Source organism: Citrobacter sp. wls714 (assembly GCF_005281025.1).
In the GTDB taxonomy this organism is placed as follows: domain Bacteria; phylum Pseudomonadota; class Gammaproteobacteria; order Enterobacterales; family Enterobacteriaceae; genus Citrobacter; species Citrobacter werkmanii.
Genome location: NZ_SZWZ01000097.1, coordinates 138,588 through 165,131, shown reverse-complemented (window position 1 = coordinate 165,131; position 26,544 = coordinate 138,588). Strand labels below are relative to the sequence as shown.

Here is a 26,544-nt window from a genome sequence, read left to right as displayed (position 1 = left end):
AGCTTGACCAATCACCAGCGCCGCGTTGTCTTTTTTGATTTGGATGGCACGTTACATCAGCAGGATATGTTCGGGAGTTTTATTCGTTATCTGCTGCGCCGCCAGCCGCTGAACGTGCTGCTTGTGCTGCCTCTGTTACCGGTGATTGCGCTGGCGTTGTTGATAAAAGGACGCGCGGCCCGCTGGCCAATGAGTCTGCTGTTGTGGGGATGTACTTTTGGTCGTAGCGAGGCGCGTCTGAAAGCGCACCAGGCCGATTTTGTACGTTGGTTTCGCGATAACGTGACGGCGTTTCCGCTCGTACAGCAGCGGCTGACCACTTATCTGTTGAGTTCTGACGCCGACATCTGGCTTATCACCGGTTCCCCACAGTCGCTGGTGGAGCAGGTTTACTTTGATACTCCGTGGCTACCGCGCGTCAATCTGATCGCCAGTAAAATGGCGCGGGGATACGGTGGCTGGGTGCTGCCTCTGCGCTGTCTGGGGCATGAGAAAGTGACACAGCTGGAACGCCAGATTGGCACGCCGCTGCAACTTTATAGTGGTTATAGCGACAGTAAGCAGGACAACCCGCTGCTCTCTTTTTGTCAGCATCGCTGGCGCGTCACGCCGCGTGGGGAACTGCAACAACTCGAATAGAGTAAACGATAGCGTCTGTGTATAATGCGCCCGCTTTGATTACTGGAGTTACCCCCTTTGTCTGAAGTTGAATTTAGCCACGAATACTGGATGCGTCATGCTTTAACGCTGGCTAAGCGCGCCTGGGATGAGCGTGAAGTCCCGGTGGGCGCGGTATTAGTGCATAATAACCGCGTCATTGGCGAAGGTTGGAACCGACCGATTGGTCACCATGATCCCACGGCCCATGCTGAAATTATGGCGCTGCGTCAGGGCGGCCTGGTGCTGCAAAATTACCGTCTGTTGGATGCCACGTTGTACGTCACTCTGGAGCCGTGCGTGATGTGCGCTGGCGCGATGGTGCACAGTCGTATCGGCCGGGTAGTGTTTGGCGCGCGCGATGCGAAAACGGGGGCGGCGGGTTCATTAATTGACGTGCTACATCACCCTGGAATGAATCATCGGGTTGAAGTGACAGAGGGAATCCTGCGGGATGAATGCGCCACGCTGCTCAGCGATTTCTTTCGTATGCGTCGTCAGGAAATTAAAGCCCTGAAAAAATCCGCCAATGCGTAAATGCCGGTCTGATTGCCTGATGTTTATCAGGCCGATAAGACTACTTTTCCTCTTTCTTTTGCGCTGAAAACAGCAGAGAAGGGGAGTGCGTCAGGTAGTTTGACGACGTCTGAGACAGAAACGCGGAAAGCGGGAATTTCTCTTTACCTAATAACTCCGCGGGCGACACCGCCGGGTAATCCTGCGCCAGCTGCTGCGTTTCCTGCGCCTGTTTTTCTTTTTCTTGCAGATATCCCACCAGGCTTATCTGGTATTTACGGATATTTTCCACATAGGCGTAGGCTTCATGACCACGCGCATAGCCATAGGTCAGCTTGTTGTAATACGGCTTTTGACTGAGCAGCGGTAGACGCTGTTTTACATCGGACCAGCTATTCGGATTGCCTTTGGTTTTGACCGTCAGCGCCCGTGCGTCCAGCATATGCGCATAACCCATATTGTAGGCGGCAAGCGCAAACCAGATCCGTTCTCCTTCCGGGACAGTATCTGGCACTTTACTCATCATATCCTGCAAATAACGCGCGCCGCCGCTGATGCTCTGTTCTGCATCGGTACGGTCAGTCAGCCCGAGGCTCTGGGCGGTATTTTTGGTCAACATCATCAGCCCGCGTACGCCGGTCGGGGAGGTGGCCTGCGCGTCCCAGTGCGACTCCTGATACGAGATTGCGGCAAGCAGCCGCCAGTCTATTTCTTGCGCATATTTTTCAAATAGCGGCTTAAGGTCTGGCAACACGCTATCGACGGCGCGCAAAAAGGTGCGGGTGTCGACATAGTCAAAATCATCGCCATGCCCGAGGTATTTCTCTTCCAGTCGCGCCAGAGAGCCATCTTCATTCATGGAATTAAAGAAATCCAACAGGGCGGCGGACAGAGTGTTGTCATCGTCCAGTCGACTAAACCAGGTCACCGGTTGTTCGTCGGAGACATCCAGCGCGACGGCCAGCTCAGGGTGTACGCGTTGGTACAGGCTGATGGCGACGGAATCGGCAATGGTGTAATCCAGCTTACCGGCGATAACATCATCCAGCAGTTCAGTGGTGCCCTTTTTGTCATCCACTTTCCAGCTCAGATCGGGAAATTTTTTCTCTTTTAGCTGCTGGAGGTCGTTAACCACCACGTGCCCCGGGGCGATGGTCAGTTGGTTATCGTTCACGGTGGCCAGGGTTCGGGGGCGATATTGACCGACCCGATACACTAACTGTTGTGAAACCGAATAATAGGTCGGGCCGGGCTGGTAATTTTTCACCCGCTCGCTGTTATACACCAGACCTGCGGCTAACAGATCGGCATCCCCGTTATCCAGGTCGTCAAACAGCTGGCTGATGTTCTGGCGCACAGTGATTTTTAACTTCACGCCTAAGTAGTTGGCGAACGCCTGGGCCAGTTCATAATCCAGACCGAATTTTTTCCCGTTGAGGGTTGCATAAGTTAATGGCGAGTCAATGGTACTGACACGCAGTTCTCCCCGCGACTGAATGGCGGCGATACGATTTTCGGCTTTACCGAACCAGGGAATGGATGGCCAGAGGGCCGCTGCCAACAACAGCGTTAATATGCCGATGAACAGATAATTAATCTTTAATTTTTTCAATTAGTTAATTCTCTGAACCGTACGTTGTCTCTGCCTGCTGTGGTGTTGTTTAAGAAGTGAAATCGTCATTAATGAGCGGCATTTTGCTTAAACTTGCGTCAGTTGGCAACTTATTCAGAATACAGACCGCATTTGATGATAAGACGAGACCGCGATTTTATTTCGACGCAAACGGTTTCGTCGGCGCGGTAGATTCTTTATAATACCGCCCGTTTCCCCCACTTGGGCACACCGAAAGCTTAGAAGACGAGAGACTTATGATGGAAATTCTGCGTGGTTCACCTGCACTGTCTGCATTCCGTATTAACAAACTGCTGGCACGTTTTCAGGCTGCCAACCTCCAGGTCCACAATATTTACGCCGAGTACGTCCATTTTGCCGATCTGAACGCACCATTGAATGAGGATGAGCACGCACAGCTTGCACGCCTGCTGAAATATGGTCCAGCTCTTCACAGTCACGCTCCTGAGGGCAAACTGCTGCTGGTTACCCCTCGTCCGGGCACCATCTCCCCGTGGTCTTCTAAAGCGACTGATATTGCCCATAATTGCGGCCTACAACAGATTAGCCGCCTGGAACGTGGCGTTGCTTATTATGTCGAAGCTTCTACGCTGACTGCGGAGCAGTGGCAGGAGGTTGCCGACGTACTGCACGACCGCATGATGGAAACGGTTTTCTCTGCGCTAAACGATGCCGAAAAACTGTTTGCGCATCATCAGCCTGCATCGGTCTCCAGCGTCGATCTGCTCGGCCAGGGCCGCCAGGCGTTGATTGACGCCAACGTGCGTCTCGGCCTGGCATTGGCGGAAGACGAAATCGACTATCTGCAGGATGCGTTTAGCAAACTGGGGCGCAACCCGAACGACATCGAATTGTATATGTTTGCGCAGGCTAACTCTGAGCACTGCCGCCACAAGATTTTTAACGCCGACTGGGTTATCGACGGTAAACAGCAGCCGAAGTCGCTGTTTAAGATGATCAAAAATACCTTTGAAACCACGCCGGACCACGTGCTGTCTGCCTATAAAGACAACGCCGCGGTGATGGAAGGTTCCGAAGTCGGACGTTACTTTGCCGACCACAAAACCGGTCGCTACGATTTCCATCAGGAGCCAGCCCATATCCTGATGAAGGTAGAAACCCATAACCACCCAACCGCCATCTCTCCATGGCCGGGCGCGGCAACCGGATCCGGCGGTGAAATTCGTGATGAAGGCGCTACCGGGCGCGGCGCGAAGCCGAAAGCCGGGCTGGTGGGCTTCTCTGTTTCCAACCTGCGTATTCCTGGCTTCGAACAGCCGTGGGAAGAAGATTTCGGCAAACCGGAACGTATCGTTACCGCGCTGGATATCATGACCGATGGCCCGCTGGGCGGTGCGGCGTTCAACAACGAATTTGGTCGCCCGGCGCTGACCGGCTACTTCCGTACCTACGAAGAGAAGGTTAACAGCCACAACGGTGAAGAGCTGCGCGGCTACCACAAACCGATTATGCTGGCGGGCGGGATCGGCAACATCCGTGCCGATCACGTGCAGAAAGGCGAGATCGTCGTCGGCGCGAAGCTGATCGTTCTCGGCGGCCCGGCGATGAACATCGGCCTCGGCGGCGGGGCAGCGTCCTCTATGGCCTCGGGTCAGTCTGATGCCGACCTCGACTTCGCCTCCGTACAACGCGATAACCCGGAAATGGAACGCCGCTGTCAGGAAGTTATCGACCGCTGCTGGCAGATGGGCGATGCCAACCCGATTCTGTTTATTCACGACGTCGGTGCGGGCGGTTTGTCTAACGCCATGCCGGAGCTGGTCAGCGATGGCGGTCGCGGCGGTAAATTCCAGTTGCGCGATATCCTCAGCGACGAGCCGGGTATGAGCCCGCTGGAAATCTGGTGTAACGAATCCCAGGAGCGCTATGTGCTGGCGGTTGCCGCTGACCAGTTGCCGCTGTTTGATGAACTGTGTAAGCGTGAGCGCGCGCCGTACGCGGTGATTGGCGAAGCCACCGAAGAGCAGCATCTGACCCTGAGCGACAGCCACTTCGACAATCAGCCGATCGATATGCCGCTGGACGTGCTGCTGGGCAAAACGCCGAAGATGACCCGCGACGTGCAGACGCTGAAAGCTAAGGGCGATGCCCTGAATCGTGGCGAAATCTCGATTGCCGATGCGGTGAACCGCGTACTGCACCTGCCGACGGTCGCTGAGAAAACGTTCCTCGTAACCATCGGCGACCGTACCGTTACCGGTATGGTGGCGCGTGACCAGATGGTCGGGCCGTGGCAGATCCCCGTGGCTAACTGTGCGGTGACCACCGCCAGCCTTGATAGCTACTATGGTGAAGCGATGTCTATCGGCGAACGTGCGCCAGTCGCTCTGCTGGACTTCGCAGCTTCTGCCCGTCTGGCGGTAGGGGAAGCGCTGACTAACATTGCGGCAACACAGATTGGCGACATCAAACGCATTAAACTCTCCGCTAACTGGATGGCGGCCGCGGGTCACCCTGGTGAAGATGCCGGCCTGTACGAAGCGGTAAAAGCTGTTGGGGAAGAATTGTGTCCGGCGCTTGGCCTGACTATTCCGGTAGGTAAAGACTCGATGTCGATGAAAACCCGCTGGCAGGAAGGCAACGAGCAGCGAGAAATGACCTCGCCGTTGTCGCTGGTGATCACCGCTTTTGCCCGCGTGGAAGATGTGCGTCACACTATTACTCCACAGCTCTCTACTGAAGATAATGCCCTGTTGTTAATTGACCTTGGTCTGGGCCACAACGCACTGGGCGCAACGGCGCTGGCGCAGGTTTACCGTCAACTGGGCGACAAACCGGCCGACGTACGTGACGTGGCGCAGTTGAAAGGCTTCTACGACGCCATTCAGGCGCTGGTCGCACAGCGCAAGCTACTGGCCTACCACGACCGCTCCGACGGTGGCTTGCTGGTGACGCTGGCGGAAATGGCTTTCACCGGGCACTGTGGTATTGAGGCTGATATCAGCACCCTGGGCGACGATCGCCTGGCGGCGCTGTTTAACGAAGAGCTGGGCGCGGTGATCCAGGTTCGCGCCGCTGACCGTGATGCGGTGGAAGCCATTCTGGCGGCCAACGGCCTGGCAGACTGCGTACACTACCTCGGTAAAGCCGTCGAAGGCGACCGCTTCACTCTCTCCGCTAATGGACAGTCGGTGTTCAGCGAAAGCCGTACCTCCCTGCGTATGTGGTGGGCAGAAACCACCTGGCAGATGCAGCGTCTGCGCGACAACCCGGAATGTGCCGATCAGGAACACGACGCTAAAACCAACGACGCCGATCCAGGCCTCAACGTTAAACTGACGTTCGATATCAATGACGATGTTGCCGCGCCGTATATCGCCACCGGCGCACGTCCAAAAGTCGCTGTACTGCGCGAGCAGGGGGTGAACTCCCACGTCGAGATGGCGGCAGCTTTCCACCGTGCGGGCTTCGATGCTATCGACGTACACATGAGCGATCTGCTGGGCGGGCGTATCGGTCTGGGGAATTTCCAGGCGCTGGTAGCCTGCGGCGGATTCTCTTACGGCGATGTGCTTGGCGCCGGGGAGGGCTGGGCGAAGTCGATTCTGTTCAACAACCGCGTGCGTGACGAGTTTGAAACCTTCTTCCATCGCCCGCAAACGCTGGCGCTTGGGGTGTGTAACGGTTGTCAGATGATGTCTAACCTGCGCGAGCTGATCCCGGGCAGCGACTTGTGGCCGCGCTTTGTGCGTAACCACTCCGATCGTTTTGAAGCCCGCTTCAGCCTGGTCGAAGTGACGCAAAGCCCATCTTTACTGCTCAGCGATATGGTTGGATCGATGATGCCAATTGCCGTTTCTCACGGTGAAGGCCGTGTGGAAGTGCGTGACGACGCGCATCTGGCTCAGCTTGAGAGCAAAGGCCTGGTGGCGCTGCGCTACGTTGATAACTTCGGTAAGGTGACCGAAACTTACCCGGCTAACCCGAATGGTTCACCGAACGGTATTACTGCCGTTACCACTGAAAACGGTCGCGTCACCATTATGATGCCGCACCCGGAACGTGTGTTCCGCACCGTGGCTAACTCCTGGCACCCGGAAAACTGGGGCGAAGACAGCCCGTGGATGCGTATTTTCCGCAACGCGCGTAAACAGCTCGGTTAATTAGCCCGATAGCCATTAAGCCCCTCCTGCGAGGGGCTTTTTTTGCCTGTCTCTCTGTACGCCGCCATCCGGCAATAAACTCAGCGCTTGCACCGCAAAATTAAAGTGTCGGGAAACCCCGACATAGGTGGGAGTAGGCTGTCGCCAAAAAGAGACATTTAACTATTTGATGTAAAATGGTTTTGTTTTTATGTGCTACAGGTGTTGCTGATTGGCGACAGGAAGTGCAAAAAAACGGCAGAACCATTTTTAACGTGAATAACGATATTTTTCATATCTATCATTGTGTTAACAAAGTGTTTTGAATATTGGCACAGATACTGCATAATATTAACCAGTGGCTCATTCACCTTCTTATGTCAGCCCCTTCGGGAAGCGCTACATAAACTTCGAATGACGCACAACAAGGTGCCTGCCGTCCAACATCTGATATTAGCATGGCTCATATCAACCTCCGGGCGAAACGTCGAGTTAGGCACCGCCTTATTCCACAACAAAGCCGGGTTAATCCCGGCTTTGTTGTATCTGGCGTTCCCCTCAGTTAGCATCAAGTTATTCCTGTCCAATGAGAGTAACGCCTTGAAGCGCTGGTCAGTTTTCCCCCGATCTTTACGTCAATTGGTTATGTTGGCATTCTTGCTGATTCTGCTGCCGTTGTTAGTTCTGGCCTGGCAGGCGTGGCAAAGCCTGAATGCTTTGAGCGCGCAGGCGGCGCTGACGAACCGCACCACGCTGATTGACGCCAGACGCAGTGAGGCGATGACCAACGCCGCGCTGGAGATGGAGCGTAGCTACCGGCAGTATTGTGTGCTTGATGATTCAACGTTGGCAAAGGTCTACCAGAGTCAGCGTAAACGCTATAGCGACATGCTGGATGCGCATGCGGGCGTGTTGCCGGATACCAAGCTTTATCAGGCATTACGTCAGGATCTCAACGACCTCGCGCAATTACAGTGCAATAACAGCGGTCCAGATAGCGTAGCGGCAGCCCGGCTGGAAGCGTTCGCCAATGCCAATACCGAGATGGTACAAGCAACGCGCACCGTGGTCTTTTCTCGTGGTCAGCAGCTACAGCAGGAAATTGCCGAACGTGGGCAGTTCTTTGGCTGGCAGGCGCTGGTGCTGTTTCTCGTCAGTCTGGCGATGGTACTGCTGTTCACTCGCATGATTATCGGCCCGGTGAAAGGCATAGAACGGATGATCAATCGGCTGGGGGAAGGGCGTTCGCTGGGCGACAGCGTATTATTTACCGGGCCGCGTGAGCTGAGGTCTGTCGGTCAGCGCATTATCTGGTTGAGCGAACGTCTTTCCTGGCTTGAGTCGCAACGGCATCAGTTTTTACGTCATCTTTCCCATGAGCTGAAAACGCCGCTGGCGAGTATGCGCGAAGGGACGGAGTTGCTGGCCGATCAGGTTGTGGGACCGCTAACGCCGGAGCAAAAAGAGGTGGTCGGTATTCTGGATGACAGCAGCCGTAACCTGCAAAAGCTGATTGAGCAGCTTCTTGATTACAACCGCAAGCTGGCAGATGACGAGGTTGAGCTTGAGAGTGTGGAAATCGCGCCGCTGGTTGAAAGCGTTGTTTCTGCACATAGTCTGCCTGCTCGCGGCAAAATGATACATACTGAGGTAACGCTTGAGGCGAACACCTGCCTGGCAGAACCGATGCTGTTGATGAGCGTGCTGGACAATCTTTATTCCAATGCGGTGCACTATGGCGCTGAATCCGGTAACATTTGGATCCGCAGCAGTTTGCATGGCTCAACGGTATACATCGATATAACGAATACCGGTACACCGATTCCAGAAGCAGAACAGACCATGATCTTCGAGCCTTTTTTCCAGGGTAGCCATCAGCGAAAAGGGGCGGTAAAAGGAAGCGGGTTGGGGCTGAGCATTGCCAGAGATTGCATCCGCCGTATGCGAGGCAAACTGTATCTGGTTGATGACTATGCGCAAAGCGTTTGCTTTCGCATAGAATTGCCGCTATCTGCTGCAAAAAATCACTAAAATAAACCTAAGTCTGGTGAGTATGCCACACGTTGTTGTCCGAATGCTTAAACGACATTTTTTCCGCCGCATCATCCTCGCAAGCCTGCCGTGTCTGGCGCTGGCCGGGTGCGTGCCGAACGCGGTGAATCATATTATCGGCGACCCCTCGCAGGAGAAAATTCCGCCTTACCAACTGGCGGACTATCTTGCAACCGACTGTAGCGATATCTGGTCGCTGTCTGGTCAGCCCACAGACACCAATCCGCTATACTGGCTGCGGGCGATGGATTGCGCCAATCGCCTGATGCCGGTACAGGCGCGCAGTGAAGCCAGTATGATGGTGCCAGATACCTGGCAGGGGGCTTTCAGGCGCGGGATCCTGCTCGATAACGCCAATATTACGCCACCTGAAAGACGGGAGGCTGTTACGCGCCTCGACGCATTAAGCCCGCAAATTCCGCCACAGGTTCGCCCGCTGTATCAGGTCTGGCGCAGCAGCCAGACGTTGCAGTTGCAGCTTGCCGAAGAGCGTATGCGCTACAGCAAACTCCAGCAAACATCGGACAGCGATCTGGATACTCTGCGTCAACAGCAGCAGCATTTGCAGTCCCAGCTCGATCTCACAACCCGTAAGCTGGAGAATCTGACCGATATTGAACGTCAGCTTTCCACGCGCAAACCTGCCGGCAGCTACAATCCTGATGCGCCGCACGGAAATGATAAACTCACCACGCCTGATAACGAGGATGGCACTGCGCCATCTGCCGATGAGGTCACACCATGATAAGCCGTAAGCCCGCACATCTGCTGCTGGTGGATGACGATCCGGGCCTGTTGAAATTGCTCGGTATGCGACTGACCAGCGAAGGCTACAGCGTAGTAACCGCCGAAAGTGGGCAGGAAGGGTTACGGGTGCTGAACCGCGAAAAAGTGGATCTGGTTATCAGTGACCTGCGCATGGATGAAATGGACGGCATGCAGCTGTTTACTGAAATCCAGAAAGTGCAGCCTGGAATGCCGGTTATTATCCTCACTGCTCACGGTTCCATCCCTGACGCCGTTGCCGCGACGCAGCAAGGGGTGTTCAGTTTTCTCACCAAGCCGGTGGATAAAGACGCGTTATACCACGCGATTGATGGTGCATTGGAACAGTCTGCGCCAGCCACTGATGACAGTTGGCGTGAGTCCATCGTCACCCGCAGTCCGCTGATGCTGCGTTTGTTAGAACAGGCGCGGATGGTCGCGCAATCAGATGTTAGCGTATTGATTAACGGTCAGAGCGGAACCGGGAAAGAGGTGTTTGCCCAGGCGATTCATAATGCCAGCCCGCGTAGTCACAAGCCTTTTATTGCCATTAACTGTGGCGCGTTACCGGAACAACTGCTGGAGTCCGAACTGTTTGGGCATGCGCGCGGTGCCTTTACCGGGGCGGTAAGCAATCGTGAGGGCCTGTTTCAGGCGGCGGAAGGCGGGACGCTGTTTCTTGATGAGATTGGCGATATGCCCGCGCCGTTACAGGTCAAATTGCTGCGCGTTTTACAGGAGCGCAAGGTCAGGCCGCTGGGCAGTAACCGCGATATCGACATTGATGTGCGCATTATATCCGCTACCCACCGCGACCTGCCGAAAGCGATGGCGCGGGGCGAGTTTCGCGAAGATTTGTATTATCGCCTCAACGTGGTAAGCCTGAAGATCCCGGCGCTGGCCGAGCGTACGGAAGATATTCCGTTGCTGGCAAACCATCTGCTGCGTCAGTCTGCAGAACGGCATAAGCCGTTTGTGCGCGCCTTTTCTACCGACGCCATGAAGCGCTTGATGACCGCCAGTTGGCCGGGCAACGTGCGTCAGTTGGTCAACGTGATCGAGCAGTGCGTGGCCTTGACCTCTTCGCCGGTGATCAGCGATGCGCTGGTGGAGCAGGCCCTGGAAGGGGAGAACACCGCGCTGCCGACGTTTGTTGAAGCGCGCAATCAGTTTGAACTCAACTACCTGCGCAAGCTGCTGCAAATCACAAAAGGCAATGTGACCCACGCGGCGCGAATGGCGGGGCGCAACCGCACCGAATTCTACAAGTTGCTCTCTCGCCATGAGCTGGATGCAAACGATTTCAAAGAATAAATCTGCGGATTATGTTAGTTTTATTCGATCAAAAGACAGGCGACCTTTTCAAGGAATAGCATGAAAAAGATTGATGCGATTATTAAACCTTTCAAGCTGGACGACGTCCGTGAAGCGCTGGCTGAAGTCGGCATTACCGGTATGACAGTGACAGAAGTGAAAGGGTTTGGCCGCCAGAAAGGCCATACCGAGTTGTACCGTGGTGCGGAATACATGGTGGATTTTCTGCCGAAGGTAAAAATTGAAATTGTGGTTCCCGACGACATCGTCGATACCTGCGTTGACACCATTATTCGTACCGCGCAGACCGGTAAAATCGGTGACGGTAAGATTTTTGTTTTCGACGTGGCGCGCGTTATTCGTATTCGTACCGGTGAAGAAGACGACGCGGCAATCTAAGCCGCGTCATGCTTGCCGGATGGGCGGTGTCACCTTATCCGACCTACAACATCCCGTAGGCCGGATAAGCGCAGCGCCATGCGGCATGACGTAATTACAATACTTTATGCGGGCCAAAGCATTCGTAATGAATGTTCTCGTTTTTCACGCCCAGACCGACCAGTTGCTTCGCGGCGAACTGCATAAAGCCGACCGGGCCGCACAGATAAAACTGCATCGCCGGATCGCTGATTGCCCCTTCCAGTTTGTTCAGATCCATCAGACCAATATTATCAAATGCACCTTTCGCGCGATCGGCTTCGGTTGGCTCACGATACCAGGTATGCGCGCTAAAGCGTGGCAGCGTTTTGCCGAGTTCTTTTACTTCATCGGCGAAAGCATGTACATCGCCATTTTCCGCCGCGTGGAACCAGTTAACCTGCGCCATATGATTGGCTTTCGCCAGCGTATCCAGCATCGCCAGCATCGGCGTTTGGCCCACGCCTGCGGAAATCAGCGACACCGGCGTATCGGTCGCGACGTCCATAAAGAAATCGCCTGCAGGCGCGGCCAGGTGAACCACATCGCCGACATTGGCGTGGTTATGCAGCCAGGTTGAAACCTGACCACCATCCTCGCGCTTCACGGCAATACGGTAGCCTTTGCCATCTGGCTTACGGGTCAGTGAGTACTGACGAATTTCCTGATGCGGGAAACCTTCTGGTTTCAGCCAGACGCCCAGGTATTGACCCGGATGGTATTCAGCCACTGCGCCGCCGTCGACGGGTTCAAACTCAAAGCTGGTAATCGCGCGGCTTTGCGGCGTTTTCGCCACGATACGGAAAGGACGCGTGCCTTCCCAACCGCCATTTTTGTTGGCATTTTCGCTGTAGATTTGCGCTTCACGGTTAATAAACACGCCCGCCAGCACGCCGTATGCTTTGCCCCACGCATCCAGCACTTCCTGGCCCGGGCTGAACATTTCGTCCAGCGTGGCCAGCAGGTGACTTCCTACGATGTTGTACTGCTCTGGTTTAATCTGGAAGCTGGTATGTTTCTGCGCGATTTTCTCAACGGCTGGCAACAGTGCTGCCAGGTTGTCGATGTTGCTGGCATACGCGGCAATGGCGTTAAACAGCGCTTCACGTTGGTCGCCATTGCGCTGGTTACTCATGTTGAAAATTTCTTTCAGCTCTGGGTTATGCGTAAACATGCGATCGTAGAAATGGGCGGTCAGCTTCGGGCCTGTTTCAACCAGCAGGGGAATGGTGGCTTTCACTGTAGCGATGGTTTGTGCGTCAAGCATACGGTCTTCCTTTATCTGAAACTTTAATGATGTATGTCAAATGCATCTTATAAAAAATACCCCTGCATTGTAAATGGTTCTTTGTAACTTTGCGTTGTAAAGGTTACATCGTGAAAAATCTGCATCACAAACCTGAAAAGAAATCCGTTGAAATTCGGCAGACCTTTGTTCTCCAAAGCCTTGTGTGCCGTGAAGGTAATCGTTTGCGTAAAATCCTTTGTCAAGACCTGTTATCGAAGAATGATTCGGTTATACTGTTGGCCGTCGTCCAACGGGACTGCCTTTTTAGGCCGAAATTCTATTGTTAGCTGAGTCAGGAGATGCGGATGTTAAAGCGTGAAATGAACATTGCCGATTATGATGCCGAACTGTGGCAGGCTATGGAGCAGGAAAAAGTACGTCAGGAAGAGCACATCGAACTGATCGCCTCCGAAAACTATACCAGCCCGCGTGTAATGCAGGCGCAGGGTTCTCAGCTGACCAACAAATACGCTGAAGGTTATCCGGGCAAGCGCTACTACGGCGGTTGCGAATACGTTGATATCGTTGAGCAACTGGCTATCGATCGCGCGAAAGAGCTGTTTGGCGCTGACTACGCTAACGTCCAGCCGCACTCTGGCTCTCAGGCTAACTTCGCTGTCTACACCGCGCTGCTGCAGCCGGGCGATACCGTGCTGGGTATGAACCTGGCGCAGGGCGGCCACCTGACTCACGGCTCCCCGGTTAACTTTTCCGGCAAACTGTACAACATCATTCCTTACGGCATTGATGAGTCCGGTAAAATTGACTACGAAGACATGGCTAAGCAGGCCAAAGAGCACAAGCCGAAAATGATCATCGGTGGCTTCTCTGCCTACTCCGGCGTGGTTGACTGGGCAAAAATGCGTGAAATCGCTGATAGCATCGGCGCATACCTGTTCGTCGACATGGCGCACGTTGCCGGTCTGATTGCCGCTGGCGTTTACCCGAACCCGGTTCCACACGCTCATGTTGTCACCACCACCACGCACAAAACCCTGGCGGGTCCGCGCGGTGGCCTGATCCTGGCGAAAGGCGGTGACGAAGAGCTGTACAAAAAACTGAACTCCGCTGTGTTCCCAAGCGCGCAGGGCGGCCCGCTGATGCACGTGATCGCAGCGAAAGCTGTGGCGCTGAAAGAAGCGATGGAGCCAGAGTTCAAAGTCTACCAGCAGCAGGTTGCGAAAAACGCCAAAGCGATGGTGGAAGTGTTCCTGAACCGTGGCTACAAAGTGGTTTCTGGTGGGACTGAAAACCACCTGTTCCTGCTGGATCTGGTTGATAAAAACCTGACCGGTAAAGAAGCTGACGCCGCACTGGGCCGTGCTAACATCACCGTCAACAAAAACAGCGTACCGAACGATCCGAAGAGCCCGTTTGTGACTTCCGGTATCCGTATCGGTTCCCCGGCTGTCACTCGCCGTGGCTTTAAAGAAGCGGAAGTGAAAGAGCTGGCTGGCTGGATGTGTGATGTTCTGGACAATATCAATGATGAAGCGGTAATTGAGCGCATCAAAGGCAAAGTGCTGGATATCTGCGCACGCTTCCCGGTTTACGCGTAAATAACATTGATTGCCGGACCTTATCCGGCCTACAGGTAACTCACGTGTAGGCCGGATAAACGAAGAGACATCCGCCAGTTATATTGACTTAAGCAAGATTGTTTCATCGACTAAAGCCGCCACTGGCGGCTTTTTCTTTGCCTGAATCCATTTCCGCAATAAGCGCATTTCCCGGCCCTGGTTCAACGTCACTGCGCCGACAATGACATCATTCTGCAGACTAAACCATATTGCTTTCTGCGCATCAGGATCGCCACGTACGAGCCAGCTTTCTCCCTGCATTTCACCAACAAATTGCAGGTTATCACTGTATTGATCGGTCCAGAACCAGCCTGGCGTGGCAGTGGGCAAGGGCAAACCGAGCATCGCGGCGGCAGCAACTTGCGCCTGGCAGTTGGCATTTTCCCAGCTTTCGATGCGCCTTAACGAGCCGTCCGGCTGGCGAGTGAGCGCCACATCACCGGCGGCGAAAATGACCGGGTCGGAGGTGGCGCAGGCGCTATCGACAATAATACCATTGGCCGTTTCCAGCCCCGCGTCGCGGGCCAGCATATCGTTCGCCACGATGCCGATGCCGTAAACCACGGCATCAGCCTGTAGCGTTTCGCCATTTTGCAGGGTAAGCGAGAGGAACTCGCCCGCTTCGGCGTGCTCAATGGCGCTATTGAGCAGCACTCTCACCCCGGCCTGCTGATGGCGGGATAACAGATAGTCGCGCACTGGCGCAGGCGCATTGCGGCCCATCACCGTATCCGCCAGTTCGACTACCGTCACCCGGCAACCGCGCTGGGTAGCGCTGGCCGCCAGCTCCAGGCCAATGGTGCCCGCGCCGACGATGACCACTGATTTCCCTGGTTGTAGAACGGTGCGTAGGCGCTCGGCATCGCCCGCATGACGAAGGGTAAAACAGCGATCGCCCAGCGCATCCAGCAGCGGCAGCGGCCTGGCGGCGGCCCCGGTCGCCAGCAGCAGCTGCGTCCAGCGGTAGGTTTGCCCGTCGGCGAGCGTTAACGTACGCGAGGCGCGATCAATCTCGCGTAGCGTGACGCCCATATGCAACTGCACGTTGTGTTCCTGCCACCAGTTGGCGGGCAGAACTGGCTGAAGCTGTGGGTTATCGTCCAGCAGCATGGCCTTCGAGAGCGGTGGGCGCTCGTAAGGTAAATGCATTTCATTGGAGAAAAGATGCAGCGGCCCGCTCGATAATGGCAATAATCTGTTCGCTCATACTCGCTCCTTACAGATCCAGACCGGCGGCCACGTGGCGGATCCCACGGATCCCCAGCCCGGCATCGGCGTTGATCATCACGCCGCTTAGCGTACGGTTGTTGCGGCGTGAAGCCAGCATCACGTACGGTCCGGTGAAGTCAGCCGGTTCCGGGAAGAACTGCAGCGGCAGAATGGCGGCAATTTTCTCCGGCGTCAGCGACTGCATTATTGAGGTATCGTTCTGACCGAGCGCCTGCGGGCCACGCAGATCGGTGGCCATGCCGCACGGGCCGACGCCGTTCACCCGCACTTTGGGGGCGAGTTCGTAGGCCAACTGGCGAATCAACCCGGTGGCCGCCCCGCCGCCGCCGGGATACCACGCGGCGTTAGACAGGGTAAAGATGATGCTGCCTTCGCTGGCGATTAACGCCTGGGCGCAGGCTTTTGCACCCAGCAGGTAACCCAGCACGTTAACGTTAAACAGCTCGTGGAAGCCGCTCTCCAGCGCCTCGGCGGACGTATTGACCAGCGAAGCATTGTGATCCCAGATACCCGCGTTGCCGATAAAACAATCCAGCGTGCCGAAGGTGATGAGGATACTATCCACCGCGCGCTGGTAGTCGGCGTAGCAGGTAACGTTGCCTTCTACCGCCAGCACATGATCGCCAAAGCGCTGGCGCAGGCTGGCAACCTTCGCCGCGGACAGCTCGAGTGTGGCGACTTTCGCACCTTCTTCAATAAAGCGTTCTACCAGTGCCAGCCCCAGCCCGGAGCCACCGCCGGTAATAAACACAACGTTATCGCGTAAATCGCTCATCAGGACTCCTCAGGTAAATCAATAAACACCTCGCCGCCTTCCACATGCACCGCATAGGTGGTGAGCGGATCGGTGGCGGGCAGGCACAGCGCTTTGCCGGTTTTCAGGCAGAAGCTGGCGGCGTGCAGCGGGCACTCCACCGTGGCGTCGTCTTCCAGATAGCCCTCTGACATCGAGGCGTTACCGTGACTACAGCGATCGTTAATGGCATAAAACTCACCGCCAACGTTAAACAGCGCGATAACGGGAGAGGTTTCCAGCCGGAGGGCTTCACCTTCCGGCAGCTCCGTGGCGGAGCAGGCAAATATGCGGCTCATCAGAACAGTACACTCAGGTTGTGGGAGCTGATCACCGCCTGATCGAGCACGATCTCACGCTCCAGTAAGCGCCATTCGTCGCCCGGCAGACGACGGACTTTATCCATGCGCGTGCCGACGTAGAACGTCTCGTCACGCTCTTTTTGTGCGCGGTACAGCAGATAGTTCAGGCGCACGGCGAATACGTCCGGCTGGTCGGTTTCGCTCACCTGCAGGTTGCTGATCATGTGGCGGGTGCGAGAAGGCGGCTCTTCGGCCCACGCCATGCCGGTTTCCAGCCGCGCGATACGGCGTTCAAGCTGGTCTTTGTTGTCGTTGAAAATCCAGGTGGTCGGCGGCTGTACGCCTTTACGGCGGTCGCGCGTCTGGGCATTCACCGTGGTCCGCATGGTGTAGCGAATGCCTTCATCCAGTTGCGCCAGCCAGTCGCGAAACTGCCAGTCGTCCAGCAGACGCGCTTCTTCATACAGGAACTGGCTGATGCGGTGATGCAGCTCAGGGGAGACTAACGCGCTCATTTCATCACCTCCTGCTGGTATGCGGCGGTTTTTTCCTGCACTTCCTGCCAGCTTTCGCTGCTTAATAAATCGGCCCAACGCTGATACATGCCGCGGGCGGCGGTTTCCGAGAAGATATAGTTTGTGATCCCCGGAATGCCGTCTTCACGGCGTTTTTCCTGGCCGAGACCCATCTCCAGGCACAGTTTGGTGTTGCGCGCCCGGTGGCCTTTCAGCAGTTTTTGAATCTCACACCAGTTTTCCGAGTCGTCCTGCTCAAGGAACCCCGCCGGGCCGAAGGCGCGGGTGGCGCTGTTTTCAAAAGCGGCTTTGACATCATCAGAGGCGGCTTTATCGGCGATGCAGAACGCCCATACTTCGACTTTGTCCGGTCCGCGCGGATGCCAGACGCGCAGCGTGGCGGTGCCGTTCAGCCAGGAGAGCGTGGGGAAAATGTTATTGTGACCGGCGAGACGCAGCGCGCGTACCTTGCCCAGACGCTGCTCGGCCTCTTGATAGGTGTCGCGATAGTAGCTGGAGACTTCACCGTCGACCCAGACGTTGGCGTCTGGTTTCTCGGTAAAGAAGAAGCCGCTGCCGTGCCCGTCCTGGCCGAACTGCAGCGCGTCTTTGGCGGTTTCCCAGACCGGGCGAGCGGTTTGACCGTCTCCGAGGCGTTTGTCGCTGCCGTCATCCTTCGCGCCCAGTACCTGCACGGCGGAAGCGTGGCTGAACAGCGCGTGATACTGGTCGCTGGCGAACTGTTCAGCGGGGAATTTCCAGTTACAGTCAATGGTCCACTTCTGCACGCCACCGACGATTTCAGTGCCGCCTTCACGGCGATCCAGCACGCCGTCGAGATACCAGGCGATGTCGCCGAGATAATCGCGCAGATTCGGTGCGGTGGTATCCCAGTTACCGAAAATAAGCCCTTTGTAGCTCTCGACGCTCGGTACTTCGTTCAGGCCCCAGTGGGATTTGCACAGCCCTTGCGGGTAGGCGCGCGGCTCCAGCGGCACGTCGATTAGCTCGCCGTTAATGCCGTACGACCAGCCATGATACGGGCAGGTGAAGGCGCGGGTGTTACCGCAGTCGGCGTAACTCACGCGCATCGCGCGGTGGCGACACTGGTTGAGAAACGCTTTGATGCTGCCGTCCTTCTGGCGCACCACCACCACGGCGTCTTCGCCCATATAGGTGTTAAAGAAATCGCCCGGTTTGGGGATTTGGCTTTCGTGGGCAAGAAACAGCCAGCAGCGTCCAAAGATGCGTTCCAGCTCCAGTTGGTAAATGTCAGGGTCGGTATAAATACGTGGGGTTACGCGACCGTTTTGCGTGTCGATCAGTCGGTAGATGTCTAAATTTGAGGGTATGGTCATATTTTTTAATCCTGAAAGCTAAGATGTATTGACCTTCTTTTTTTGTACCCTAAGGATGTTGCTGGTTAGTTATCAATCTGTGAAATAGTAAATTTCTACCAGTTGAGACATTTTTTCGATAACAAGGAGAAGGGCATGGAACTGAGGCACTTACGCTATTTTGTAGCGGTGGCGCAGGCGCTGAATTTCACCCGGGCGGCAGAAAAACTGCATACCTCTCAGCCCTCGTTAAGCAGTCAGATCCGCGATCTGGAGGCCTGCGTGGGGGTTCCCTTGCTGGTGCGGGACAAGCGCAAAGTTGCGTTAACGGCAGCAGGTGAATGTTTTTTACAGGATGCGTTGGTGATCCTCGAACAGGCGGAAAATGCCAAAGTTCGCGCCCGTAAAACGGGGCTGGAAGATAACCATTTCGCTATCGGCTTTGTCCCTTCCGCAGAGGTAAATCTGTTGCCCAAGGTGCTGCCTTTGTTTCGTTTAAAACAACCGGATACGCATATTGAACTGGTCAGTTTGATCACCACCGAGCAGGAGGAGAAGATCCTGCGCGGAGAGCTGGACGTTGGCTTAATGCGTCATCCGGTTTACAGCCCAGAGCTGGATTATCTGGAGCTGATTCATGAGCCGCTGGTGGTAGTGTTACCGGTGAATCATCCGCTGGCTAATGAGAAAGCGATATCGGCACAGCAACTGCACGGCGTCAATTTTGTCGGCACCGATCCCGCTTATTCCGGCGCGTTAGCAATGATTGTAAAAAACTGGTTTCAGCAGCAAAAAAGCCAGCCCAATATCGTGCAGGTGGCGACCAATATTCTGGTGACCATGAACCTGGTTGGCATGGGGTTGGGGGTGACTTTGATACCCGGTTATATGAATAATTTTAATACCGGACAGGTGGTTTTTCGCCCCATTATTGGTGATGTTCCAACCATCGCGTTGCTGATGGCGTGGAAAAAGGGGGCACTGAAACCGGCACTGACCGACTTTATCGCCACGGTGCATGAACGTTTAGCCGTGAGCGTTGTGGATTAACGACTACAGCTCGCTAAGTTGTGATTCTACATACAGATAGCCAATTCCCATGAGTTGCTGAGCGCGAGTCAGTTTACCGAAACCGATCTGCGTAGCCCTGGCTCGCGGGTTATCGCCGTGATCGAACGGATTGAATCCGGTTTGTTGTACCAGCGTATTGAGCCAGCTCTCGCCAAATGCGCAGCTCCGCCCATATAACCATATTTGGTTAATATTCAGTATATTCAAAAAGTTATAAAGACTCAGGCCAATAGCGCTGGCGGCATGTTCAGCCCACGCCTGAATGCGGACGTCTCCGTGCCTCCAGGCATCAATAAGCTGGTCGGTGGTCAACGTTTCCGGATCATACAGGGAAGCCGGTTGCGATTTCATCCACACGCGAGCCTGCTTTTTCAGTGCGCTTAATGACGCTACCGTTTCCAGACACCCATAACGACCGCAGTCACAGGCAACGCCGTCCGGATGAATTATTGTATGGCCAATCTGACCGCTGCCATACAAACTGCCCCGCCAGATGTTATCGTTAATCACAAACGATGAGCCAATGCCGTAATCAACGTTAATCACACAAAAATCACCTTTAGCCGCCGGATTTTGCCACTTTTCCGCCAGCGCCAGCATCACGCAGTCATTGTCCAGCCGGACCTGCACACCAAGCATCTCCTCAAGCAGGTATTTTATTTCCACCGGTGTTTTCCACGGAGCCTGAGGCATGGTTTTTGATGCGCCGGTAATCGGATCAACCTGGCCGTGCACGCCTAGCGCCAGATTAATCGTAACCTCTGGAAATTGCCGATGGTATTCCCGCCAGTGTGTCGCCAATGCCGCCAGTAGCGCTTTTGGCGTATCAGGTTTAATGACCTCATGGCGCCAGTCGCCGACGGCCACCAGACGCGCGTCCGCCAGTTGGCTGGTGATGCTGGTGGGAGTGACGTTGATGCAGAGCGTCCAGGCGCCTGTTTCTGGCAAATGATAACTGCCGCTACTCAAACCGCGCTGGCTTAACGTCTCTCGCGAATGGCTGATTCTCCCTTCATCCATCAGCTCTTCAAGAATATTGCTGACCGCCGGGATTGACAGACTGGTGAGCTGCGCCAACTGCGACTTGCTAAGCTGTTTTTCCCGCCATAGATGCGACAAAAAGATCTGTTTATTTGCCTGACGCACCCTGGCGTTATTGAATCCCAAACGCTGCATACACTTAACTTCCTTTACTATATTGCGTGAGCATTGTGCATTTTAACGCCACTTAACTGCTGCAGAATAGCCTCAGGTTAAATTTTTACTTTTGTTTATTGAGTGGAGAGCGGCATGTACGGTTCAGTTAAAGTCTGGCAGGAAACGATCACCCTCCCAACGTGGACGGTGGGTGAAGAAGACGCTAACCCGATGTTTCTGGAGAAAAGGGTGTATCAGGGATCCTCTGGTGCGGTTTATCCCTACGGCGTGATTGATACCCTGACCGGCAAGCGTGAAATGCGCGACTATCAGGCGGTGTGGATGGAGAATGACTTCATTCGCATCATGCTGCTGCCGGAATTAGGCGGACGCATCCATCGTGCGTATGACAAAGTGCAGCAGCGTGATTTCGTCTACTACAACGAAGTAGTGAAACCTGCGTTGGTTGGCCTGCTTGGGCCATGGATCTCTGGCGGCATTGAGTTCAACTGGCCGCAGCATCATCGTCCAACCACCTTTATGCCGGTTGATTTTACGCAACAGCAGGGCGAGCAGGGCGAATACACCGTGTGGATGGGGGAAGTTGAACCCATGCGTGGTTTACAGGTGATGACCGGATTCACACTGTATCCAGATCGCGCGCTGATCGAAATAACCGGGAAGGTGTTTAACGGTAACGCCACGCCGCGCCACTTCCTGTGGTGGGCGAATCCGGCGGTGAAAGGCGGCGACGATCATCAGAGCGTGTTTCCGCCGGATGTAACCGCGGTATTCGACCACGGCAAGCGCGATGTTTCAGCGTTTCCTATCGCTACTGGCACCTACTACAAAGTGGATTACTCGGCGGGTGTGGATATCTCTCGCTACAAAAACGTACCCGTTCCGACCTCTTATATGGCGGAAAAATCGGATTATGACTTTGTCGGTGCCTGGCACCACGGCGAACGCGGTGGATTACTGCACGTCGCGGACCACCATGTTTCGCCGGGGAAAAAACAGTGGACCTGGGGATACGGCGACTTTGGCGTTGCCTGGGATCGTAATCTCACCGATGACAACGGTCCGTATATCGAACTGATGACCGGCGTCTTTACCGATAACCAACCGGATTTTACCTGGCTTGCGCCGTACGAAGAGAAAGTTTTCGTGCAAAACTTCCTGCCCTACAGCGAACTTGGCATGGTGCAAAACGCCAGCACGCAACTGGCGCTTCGGCTGGTGCGTGAGGGAAGCCAACTTTCAGTGGGCGTTTATGCGATAGCGCCGCTACGCGATGTTCAGGTTACGCTTGCGGCACACGGGCAGCCGTTCTTTGAGAATACACTCTCCCTTGAGCCGGGGCAGAGCTGGTTAGCCGATGTATCTGACAATGGCCACGCCCGGGTAACGATGACCGTCACTCGCGCCGATGGCTCCACGCTTTTGCAGTACGAAGAGCACCTGGCGCAAGAGTTACCACTGCCCTCGGCGGCCAGCGCGCCAGCTCAGCCAGAAGCGCTTGCTAATACCGATGAACTCTATTTTATTGGTCAGCATCTGGAGCAGTACAACCACGCCAGCCGCTATGCCGAAGACTATTACCGCCGCGCGCTGGACGTTGACCCGCTGGATTATCGCAATAATGTGGCGCTGGGGACGCTGGCGCTAAACCGCGCGGACTGGGCATTAGCAGCCCATTGTGCGGGCAAGGCGCTGGAACGGGCGCACAAGCTCAATAAGAATCCACGTGATGGCGAGGCGAGTATGCTGCTGGCCGCCGCGCAGGAACGCCTGGGAGACGATGACAGCGCCTGGGATAATTATTATAAGGCGAGCTGGAGCGGCAACTGCCGGGACGCGGCTTTCTGGTCGTTAGCGCGCCTGGCGATGAAACGTCAGGACTATGCCGGCGCGTTGGAAAAGGTCGAGCAGAGCCTGCGCTTTAACGGCAGTAATAACCTGGCGATGGGACTGAAAGCGCTGGCGCTGGCTAAGCTTGATCGCAATGCGCAAGCGCTGGAATACATTTGCCAACAGCTGGTTGATTATCCGCTGAGTTACACCCTGCACTATGCGCGCTGGGCTATTTGCCAGGATGAAGCGACTGCACAGGCGCTAATCTCGATTACCGGGCAGCGCGGTACCAACGCGTGTGAACTGGCTGGCTGGTTGATCGCATTGGGGCAAAAAGATGCTGCCCGTGGCGTGCTGGAACTGCTCGACAGCCAGGAAACGCTACCGATGCTGTGGCGCGCTTCGTTGAGCGATAATCCGCAACCTTTCATCGAACTAGCGCGTAAGTGTCTGCAAAATCGCGTCCGTTTTCCCAATACGCTGGATGAAGTACAGATGCTGCAAACCCTCGAGCAGAGCGCTTTTGCCCGCTATTTGCTCGGCTGTTTCTGGTACAGCAAACGCTGCTATGACGAGGCGGTCTCCTGCTGGCAATTTACCCTTGCGCAGGAGCCGGATTTTGCCCCAGTGCATCGCTTATTGGGTATCTATGCCTGGAACAAACAGCACGATGCACAGCAGGCGATGCAGTATCTGTCGCAGGCCGTCGCACTGGAGCCGCAAAATGCCCGTTTCCTGTTCGAACTCGACTATCTCAAAAAGCTGATGGCGCAACCGGCTGAACAGCGTTTGCAGCGACTGGAAGCCAGCAAAGATATTGTCTTCCATCGTGACGATCTGACGGTGGAACTGCTTAGTCTGTGGAATGGATTGGGGCGCTACGACGAGGCCGCGGTAATCTTACGTGAGCGTGTATTTCATCCGTGGGAGGGGGGAGAAGGCAAAGCCACCGGGCAATATCTGCTGAATCAGATGCATCGCGCACTGGAGGCTGTTCAGGCGGGCGACCCGCAAACCGCCATCACGCAACTGCAACAGGCGCTGCACTACCCGCAAAACCTTGGGGAGGGGCGTCTGCCTGGGCAAACGGATAATGACATCTGGTATTTGCTGGGTTATTGCGCCCAGCAGCAGGGGCATTTCGAGGAATCTCAGCGTTACTTCTCCCGTGCCACACGTGGCGGTAGCTCACTGGATGCCGGACGTTACTACAACGACCAGCCGGTGGACTATCTCTTCTGGCAGGGGATGGCGCAGAGAAAACTTGGCGATGATGCAGAGGCGGACGCTCTGTTCAACAGCTTCCTGCAATGGGTTGAGTCGCATCGCGACAACATCCCGGATGTCGATTTCTTTGCCGTATCGCTGCCCGATCTGGTGGTACTGGATACCTCAGCACAAGCAAAACACCAGCAACACTGCCTGTTTATCAATGCGCTTGGGCATCTGGGACTGGGAAATAGTTCTGCTTGCCAGCGCGATCTTGATGAGCTTCTGCAACTCAATCCGGCGCATGACAAGGCGTTACTGCTGCGTCACGCCATAAACGTAAGGCTGTTCCAGTAATACCCGAAACGGGTGGGGGCAACCTCACCCGAAACCTTCTGTCCCCTGCGTTTCCCTGAAAGAGGAATCATAATGAATAACGCGCAGACACATTTAAAGATTGGTTACGTCTGGACTATCTGCCTGGTTGCCGCCTGCGGTGGTTTACTTTTTGGCTATGACTGGGTGGTAATCGGCGGGGCAAAGCCCTTCTATGAAGCTTATTTCTCGATTACCGATCCGGCGCAATCTGGCTGGGCGATGAGCTCGGCGCTGGTTGGTTGTATCTTTGGTGCGCTGATTTCCGGCTGGTGCGCCGATAAATTTGGCCGAAAGATGCCGCTGATTCTCTCGGCGATCCTCTTTAGCGCTTCAGCCTGGGGGACCGCAGTTGCCAGCAATTTTGACATGTTTGTTGTTTATCGCATCGTTGGCGGCGTGGGGATTGGTCTGGCATCCGCGCTAAGCCCGCTGTATATCGCTGAGGTCAGCCCGGCGGAAAAGCGTGGTCGCTTTGTTGCCGTTAACCAGCTCACCATCGTGATTGGCGTCCTGGCGGCGCAGCTTATCAACCTGATGATTGCCGAACCTGTCGCCACAGGCGCTACGCAGCAGGCGATTGTGGAAAGCTGGAACGGTCAGACGGGCTGGCGCTGGATGTTTGGCGCTGAATTAGTGCCCGCGGTAATATTCCTGGTGCTGATGTTCTTTGTCCCTGAATCGCCGCGCTGGTTGGTGAAGGCAGGAAAAGCCGAACGTGCGCGCACCATGCTGCAGCGCATTGGTTCGGCAGAATATGCCGGGCAAACGCTGAAAGAGATTGAACATACGCTACAAAAAGATAACCACAAGGTCGCGTGGTCATCACTGTTACAACCGCAGATCAAACCGATAGTGATTATTGGCATGGTGCTTGCAGTGTTCCAGCAGTGGTGTGGGATCAACGTTATTTTCAACTATGCGCAGGAGATATTTGCTTCCGCCGGATTCGACATCAACGGCACGTTAAAATCGATCGTAGCGACCGGGATCATCAATCTGGTCTTTACCCTTGCCGCTCTGCCGCTGGTGGACAAAATTGGGCGTCGTAAACTGATGCTGTTTGGTGCATCAGGGCTGACGGTTATCTACGTACTCATTGCCGGGGCGTACGGGTTGGGCATTCTGGGCTGGCCGGTTTTGGTTCTGGTGCTGGCGGCGATTGCCATTTACGCCCTGACGCTGGCCCCGGTAACCTGGGTGCTGCTGTCCGAAATTTTCCCCAACCGTGTTCGCGGGTTAGCGATGTCGCTCGGCACGCTGGCGTTGTGGATTGCCTGCTTCCTGCTGACCTATACCTTCCCACTGCTGAATGCGAGTCTGGGCGCATCGGGAAGTTTCCTGCTCTATGGTGTGATTTGTGCGATGGGCTTTATCTATGTTCTGCGTAATGTGCCGGAAACCAAAGGCGTGACGCTGGAAGCGCTGGAAGAACGGCTGGCGGCGCAGCATACGAAAGTTGGCGCATCAAGCCAGCAACGAAGCGCCCGCTAATGAACTCTCTGCTGATGTTACAAAACGCACATCTACGGATGTGCGTAGATCCACAGGGCGGTTCGCTATTGAGTCTGGTTTCGTTACAACATCAACAGGCAATATTACGCGAAGGTCATGGTCAGCAGCCCGGTGATTGCGGCCTGTTCCCGATGTTACCGGTGGCAAATAGGGTGGCGGGCAATCGTTTTATGTTACGTGGGGAAGAGGTTGTGCTACCGCACCATGAGGCGGATGCACACTTCTTCCTGCACGGTGACGGTTGGCTGCAGCGCTGGCAGGTTATCACTGCTACGCAAAGCGGTTGTTTGCTACAGTTGCGCAGTTGGCATCCCTGTGGTTACGACTATACGGCGCAGATTTGCTACCAACTGGAAGCGTCAAGCCTGCATGCTTCATTGACGCTCACCCATTGCGGGGAACAACCGATGATCTATGGCTGCGGGTTCCATCCGTTTTTTGCCTTTGATACGCACAGTACGGCCCAGTTCACCGCCAGCGGCTACTGGCCGGAGGGGGAACAGCATCTGCCACTGGACTGGCAAAGTAATATTCCACCCGCAGCAGATTTCATGCATGCGCAATACGGTGAAGATGCCTGGTTGAATGTGGGTTATTCTGGCTGGAGCGGGCGGGCCGTTATTCAGCATGATGTGATGAAAGTCACGATTTTAGCGCAAACTCCGTGGTTGATGCTGTTCAGAATGTCGGGTGAACCATTCCTGTGCCTGGAGCCGCAGACGCATCCGGTGAATGCCCACCACATGCAGGGGCAGCCGGGATTGCAGGTTTTAGCGCAGGAAGAACGCTGTCATTTTGCGATGCAAATTTGCATCGAATAGGGCGAAAATCATGTTATCTGCCTGTTAATGGTCTCTTGCGCCAGCCAGAGTTTATCGCCA

19 protein-coding genes and 1 pseudogene are annotated in these 26,544 nt (G+C 55.1%); 12 read left to right on the top strand and 8 right to left on the bottom strand.

The genetic code is table 11. The annotated features are described in order from the left end of the window. The first annotated feature begins 3 nt into the window (after positions 1–3). Together yfhb and tadA are read left to right on the top strand one after the other, a co-directional pair. Positions 4–639 (top strand): phosphatidylglycerophosphatase C, encoded by a 636-nt coding sequence (yfhb, locus tag FDX11_RS22745; protein WP_137371291.1) that lies wholly within the window; start codon positions 4–6, stop codon positions 637–639. 57 nt (positions 640–696) lie between these two features. Next, positions 697–1,194, top strand: a complete 498-nt coding sequence (gene tadA, locus FDX11_RS22740; RefSeq protein WP_137398565.1) for a tRNA adenosine(34) deaminase TadA — start codon at positions 697–699, stop codon at positions 1,192–1,194. A gap of 40 nt (positions 1,195–1,234) precedes the next feature. On the opposite strand, the gene mltF is transcribed toward tadA, so the two are convergent. Then, positions 1,235–2,785 (bottom strand): membrane-bound lytic murein transglycosylase MltF, encoded by a 1,551-nt coding sequence (mltF, locus tag FDX11_RS22735; RefSeq protein ID WP_061382211.1) that lies wholly within the window; start codon positions 2,783–2,785, stop codon positions 1,235–1,237. Positions 2,786–3,042: 257 nt separating this feature from the next. Here mltF and purL point away from each other — a divergent pair, with 257 nt between their 5' ends. The 5 genes from purL (at position 3,043) to glnB (ending at position 11,439) form a co-directional block, all read left to right on the top strand. After that, a complete protein-coding gene (gene purL, locus FDX11_RS22725) occupies positions 3,043–6,930 on the top strand; it encodes a phosphoribosylformylglycinamidine synthase (protein ID WP_137398564.1) in 3,888 nt (1,295 codons plus the stop codon). Between the two features lie 579 nt (positions 6,931–7,509). Further along, a complete protein-coding gene (gene qseE / locus FDX11_RS22720; protein ID WP_137398574.1) occupies positions 7,510–8,940 on the top strand; it encodes a two component system sensor histidine kinase QseE/GlrK in 1,431 nt (476 codons plus the stop codon). 22 nt (positions 8,941–8,962) lie between these two features. Then, the gene (qseG, locus tag FDX11_RS22715; protein WP_061382208.1) at positions 8,963–9,706 is read left to right on the top strand and encodes a two-component system QseEF-associated lipoprotein QseG; all 744 of its coding nucleotides are present in this window, start codon (positions 8,963–8,965) and stop codon (positions 9,704–9,706) included. After that, positions 9,706–11,040, top strand: coding sequence for a two-component system response regulator GlrR (gene glrR, locus FDX11_RS22710; RefSeq protein ID WP_304441077.1), 1,335 nt, complete (start codon positions 9,706–9,708; stop codon positions 11,038–11,040). Before qseG ends, glrR begins: the two co-directional genes overlap by 1 nt. A gap of 60 nt (positions 11,041–11,100) precedes the next feature. Further along, positions 11,101–11,439 (top strand): nitrogen regulatory protein P-II, encoded by a 339-nt coding sequence (glnB, locus tag FDX11_RS22705; RefSeq protein ID WP_000717694.1) that lies wholly within the window; start codon positions 11,101–11,103, stop codon positions 11,437–11,439. Between the two features lie 94 nt (positions 11,440–11,533). On the opposite strand, the gene hmpA is transcribed toward glnB, so the two are convergent. Then, positions 11,534–12,724, bottom strand: a complete 1,191-nt coding sequence (gene hmpA / locus FDX11_RS22700) for an NO-inducible flavohemoprotein (protein WP_137398563.1) — start codon at positions 12,722–12,724, stop codon at positions 11,534–11,536. 326 nt (positions 12,725–13,050) lie between these two features. Between hmpA and glyA the strand changes: the two genes are divergently transcribed. After that, positions 13,051–14,304 carry a serine hydroxymethyltransferase gene (glyA, locus tag FDX11_RS22695; protein ID WP_032939458.1) on the top strand — a complete coding sequence of 418 codons (1,254 nt, stop codon included), beginning with the start codon at positions 13,051–13,053 and terminating at the stop codon, positions 14,302–14,304. 78 nt (positions 14,305–14,382) lie between these two features. Here the strand turns inward: glyA and hcaD are convergent. From hcaD to hcaE, 5 genes and pseudogenes are all read right to left on the bottom strand, one after another. Then, positions 14,383–15,504 (bottom strand): annotated as a pseudogene (gene hcaD, locus FDX11_RS22690) (phenylpropionate dioxygenase ferredoxin reductase subunit); the annotation flags it as partial. 37 nt (positions 15,505–15,541) lie between these two features. After that, the gene (gene hcaB, locus FDX11_RS22685) at positions 15,542–16,330 is read right to left on the bottom strand and encodes a 3-phenylpropionate-dihydrodiol/cinnamic acid-dihydrodiol dehydrogenase (protein ID WP_137398561.1); all 789 of its coding nucleotides are present in this window, start codon (positions 16,328–16,330) and stop codon (positions 15,542–15,544) included. Next, entirely contained in the window at positions 16,330–16,647 is a 318-nt protein-coding gene (hcaC, locus tag FDX11_RS22680; RefSeq protein WP_042306700.1) for a 3-phenylpropionate/cinnamic acid dioxygenase ferredoxin subunit, read from the bottom strand. The genes hcaB and hcaC overlap by 1 nt, the downstream gene beginning before the upstream one ends. Continuing rightward, positions 16,647–17,165 (bottom strand): 3-phenylpropionate/cinnamic acid dioxygenase subunit beta, encoded by a 519-nt coding sequence (gene hcaF / locus FDX11_RS22675; protein ID WP_042306702.1) that lies wholly within the window; start codon positions 17,163–17,165, stop codon positions 16,647–16,649. Before hcaF ends, hcaC begins: the two co-directional genes overlap by 1 nt. Continuing rightward, positions 17,162–18,523 carry a 3-phenylpropionate/cinnamic acid dioxygenase subunit alpha gene (gene hcaE, locus FDX11_RS22670; protein ID WP_137398560.1) on the bottom strand — a complete coding sequence of 454 codons (1,362 nt, stop codon included), beginning with the start codon at positions 18,521–18,523 and terminating at the stop codon, positions 17,162–17,164. Before hcaE ends, hcaF begins: the two co-directional genes overlap by 4 nt. Positions 18,524–18,658: 135 nt before the next feature. Between hcaE and hcaR the strand changes: the two genes are divergently transcribed. Beyond that, entirely contained in the window at positions 18,659–19,552 is an 894-nt protein-coding gene (hcaR, locus tag FDX11_RS22665) for a DNA-binding transcriptional regulator HcaR (protein ID WP_061382202.1), read from the top strand. 3 nt (positions 19,553–19,555) lie between these two features. Here the strand turns inward: hcaR and FDX11_RS22660 are convergent, their stop codons facing one another. Beyond that, positions 19,556–20,749, bottom strand: a complete 1,194-nt coding sequence (locus tag FDX11_RS22660; RefSeq protein WP_061382201.1) for an ROK family transcriptional regulator — start codon at positions 20,747–20,749, stop codon at positions 19,556–19,558. Positions 20,750–20,863: 114 nt separating this feature from the next. Here FDX11_RS22660 and FDX11_RS22655 point away from each other — a divergent pair, with 114 nt between their 5' ends. From FDX11_RS22655 to FDX11_RS22645, 3 genes are all read left to right on the top strand, one after another. Then, a complete protein-coding gene (locus FDX11_RS22655; protein ID WP_137398559.1) occupies positions 20,864–24,130 on the top strand; it encodes a DUF5107 domain-containing protein in 3,267 nt (1,088 codons plus the stop codon). Positions 24,131–24,202: 72 nt separating this feature from the next. After that, the gene (locus FDX11_RS22650; protein ID WP_042306711.1) at positions 24,203–25,642 is read left to right on the top strand and encodes a sugar porter family MFS transporter; all 1,440 of its coding nucleotides are present in this window, start codon (positions 24,203–24,205) and stop codon (positions 25,640–25,642) included. Then, positions 25,642–26,484, top strand: a complete 843-nt coding sequence (locus FDX11_RS22645) for an aldose 1-epimerase (protein ID WP_137398558.1) — start codon at positions 25,642–25,644, stop codon at positions 26,482–26,484. The genes FDX11_RS22650 and FDX11_RS22645 overlap by 1 nt, the downstream gene beginning before the upstream one ends. The last annotated feature ends 60 nt before the right edge of the window (positions 26,485–26,544 follow it).

What these genes read in the sequence shown, in the direction of transcription:
- purL (WP_137398564.1), top strand. Translation starts at nt 3,043, where the DNA reads ATGATGGAAATTCTGCGTGGTTCACCTGCACTGTCTGCATTCCGTATT.
- qseG (WP_061382208.1), top strand. Translation starts at nt 8,963, where the DNA reads ATGCCACACGTTGTTGTCCGAATGCTTAAACGACATTTTTTCCGCCGC.
- glnB (WP_000717694.1), top strand. Translation starts at nt 11,101, where the DNA reads ATGAAAAAGATTGATGCGATTATTAAACCTTTCAAGCTGGACGACGTC.
- hmpA (WP_137398563.1), bottom strand. Translation starts at nt 12,724, where the DNA reads ATGCTTGACGCACAAACCATCGCTACAGTGAAAGCCACCATTCCCCTG.
- glyA (WP_032939458.1), top strand. Translation starts at nt 13,051, where the DNA reads ATGTTAAAGCGTGAAATGAACATTGCCGATTATGATGCCGAACTGTGG.
- hcaB (WP_137398561.1), bottom strand. Translation starts at nt 16,330, where the DNA reads ATGAGCGATTTACGCGATAACGTTGTGTTTATTACCGGCGGTGGCTCC.
- hcaC (WP_042306700.1), bottom strand. Translation starts at nt 16,647, where the DNA reads ATGAGCCGCATATTTGCCTGCTCCGCCACGGAGCTGCCGGAAGGTGAA.
- hcaF (WP_042306702.1), bottom strand. Translation starts at nt 17,165, where the DNA reads ATGAGCGCGTTAGTCTCCCCTGAGCTGCATCACCGCATCAGCCAGTTC.
- hcaE (WP_137398560.1), bottom strand. Translation starts at nt 18,523, where the DNA reads ATGACCATACCCTCAAATTTAGACATCTACCGACTGATCGACACGCAA.
- hcaR (WP_061382202.1), top strand. Translation starts at nt 18,659, where the DNA reads ATGGAACTGAGGCACTTACGCTATTTTGTAGCGGTGGCGCAGGCGCTG.
- FDX11_RS22660 (WP_061382201.1), bottom strand. Translation starts at nt 20,749, where the DNA reads ATGCAGCGTTTGGGATTCAATAACGCCAGGGTGCGTCAGGCAAATAAA.
- FDX11_RS22655 (WP_137398559.1), top strand. Translation starts at nt 20,864, where the DNA reads ATGTACGGTTCAGTTAAAGTCTGGCAGGAAACGATCACCCTCCCAACG.
- FDX11_RS22650 (WP_042306711.1), top strand. Translation starts at nt 24,203, where the DNA reads ATGAATAACGCGCAGACACATTTAAAGATTGGTTACGTCTGGACTATC.
- FDX11_RS22645 (WP_137398558.1), top strand. Translation starts at nt 25,642, where the DNA reads ATGAACTCTCTGCTGATGTTACAAAACGCACATCTACGGATGTGCGTA.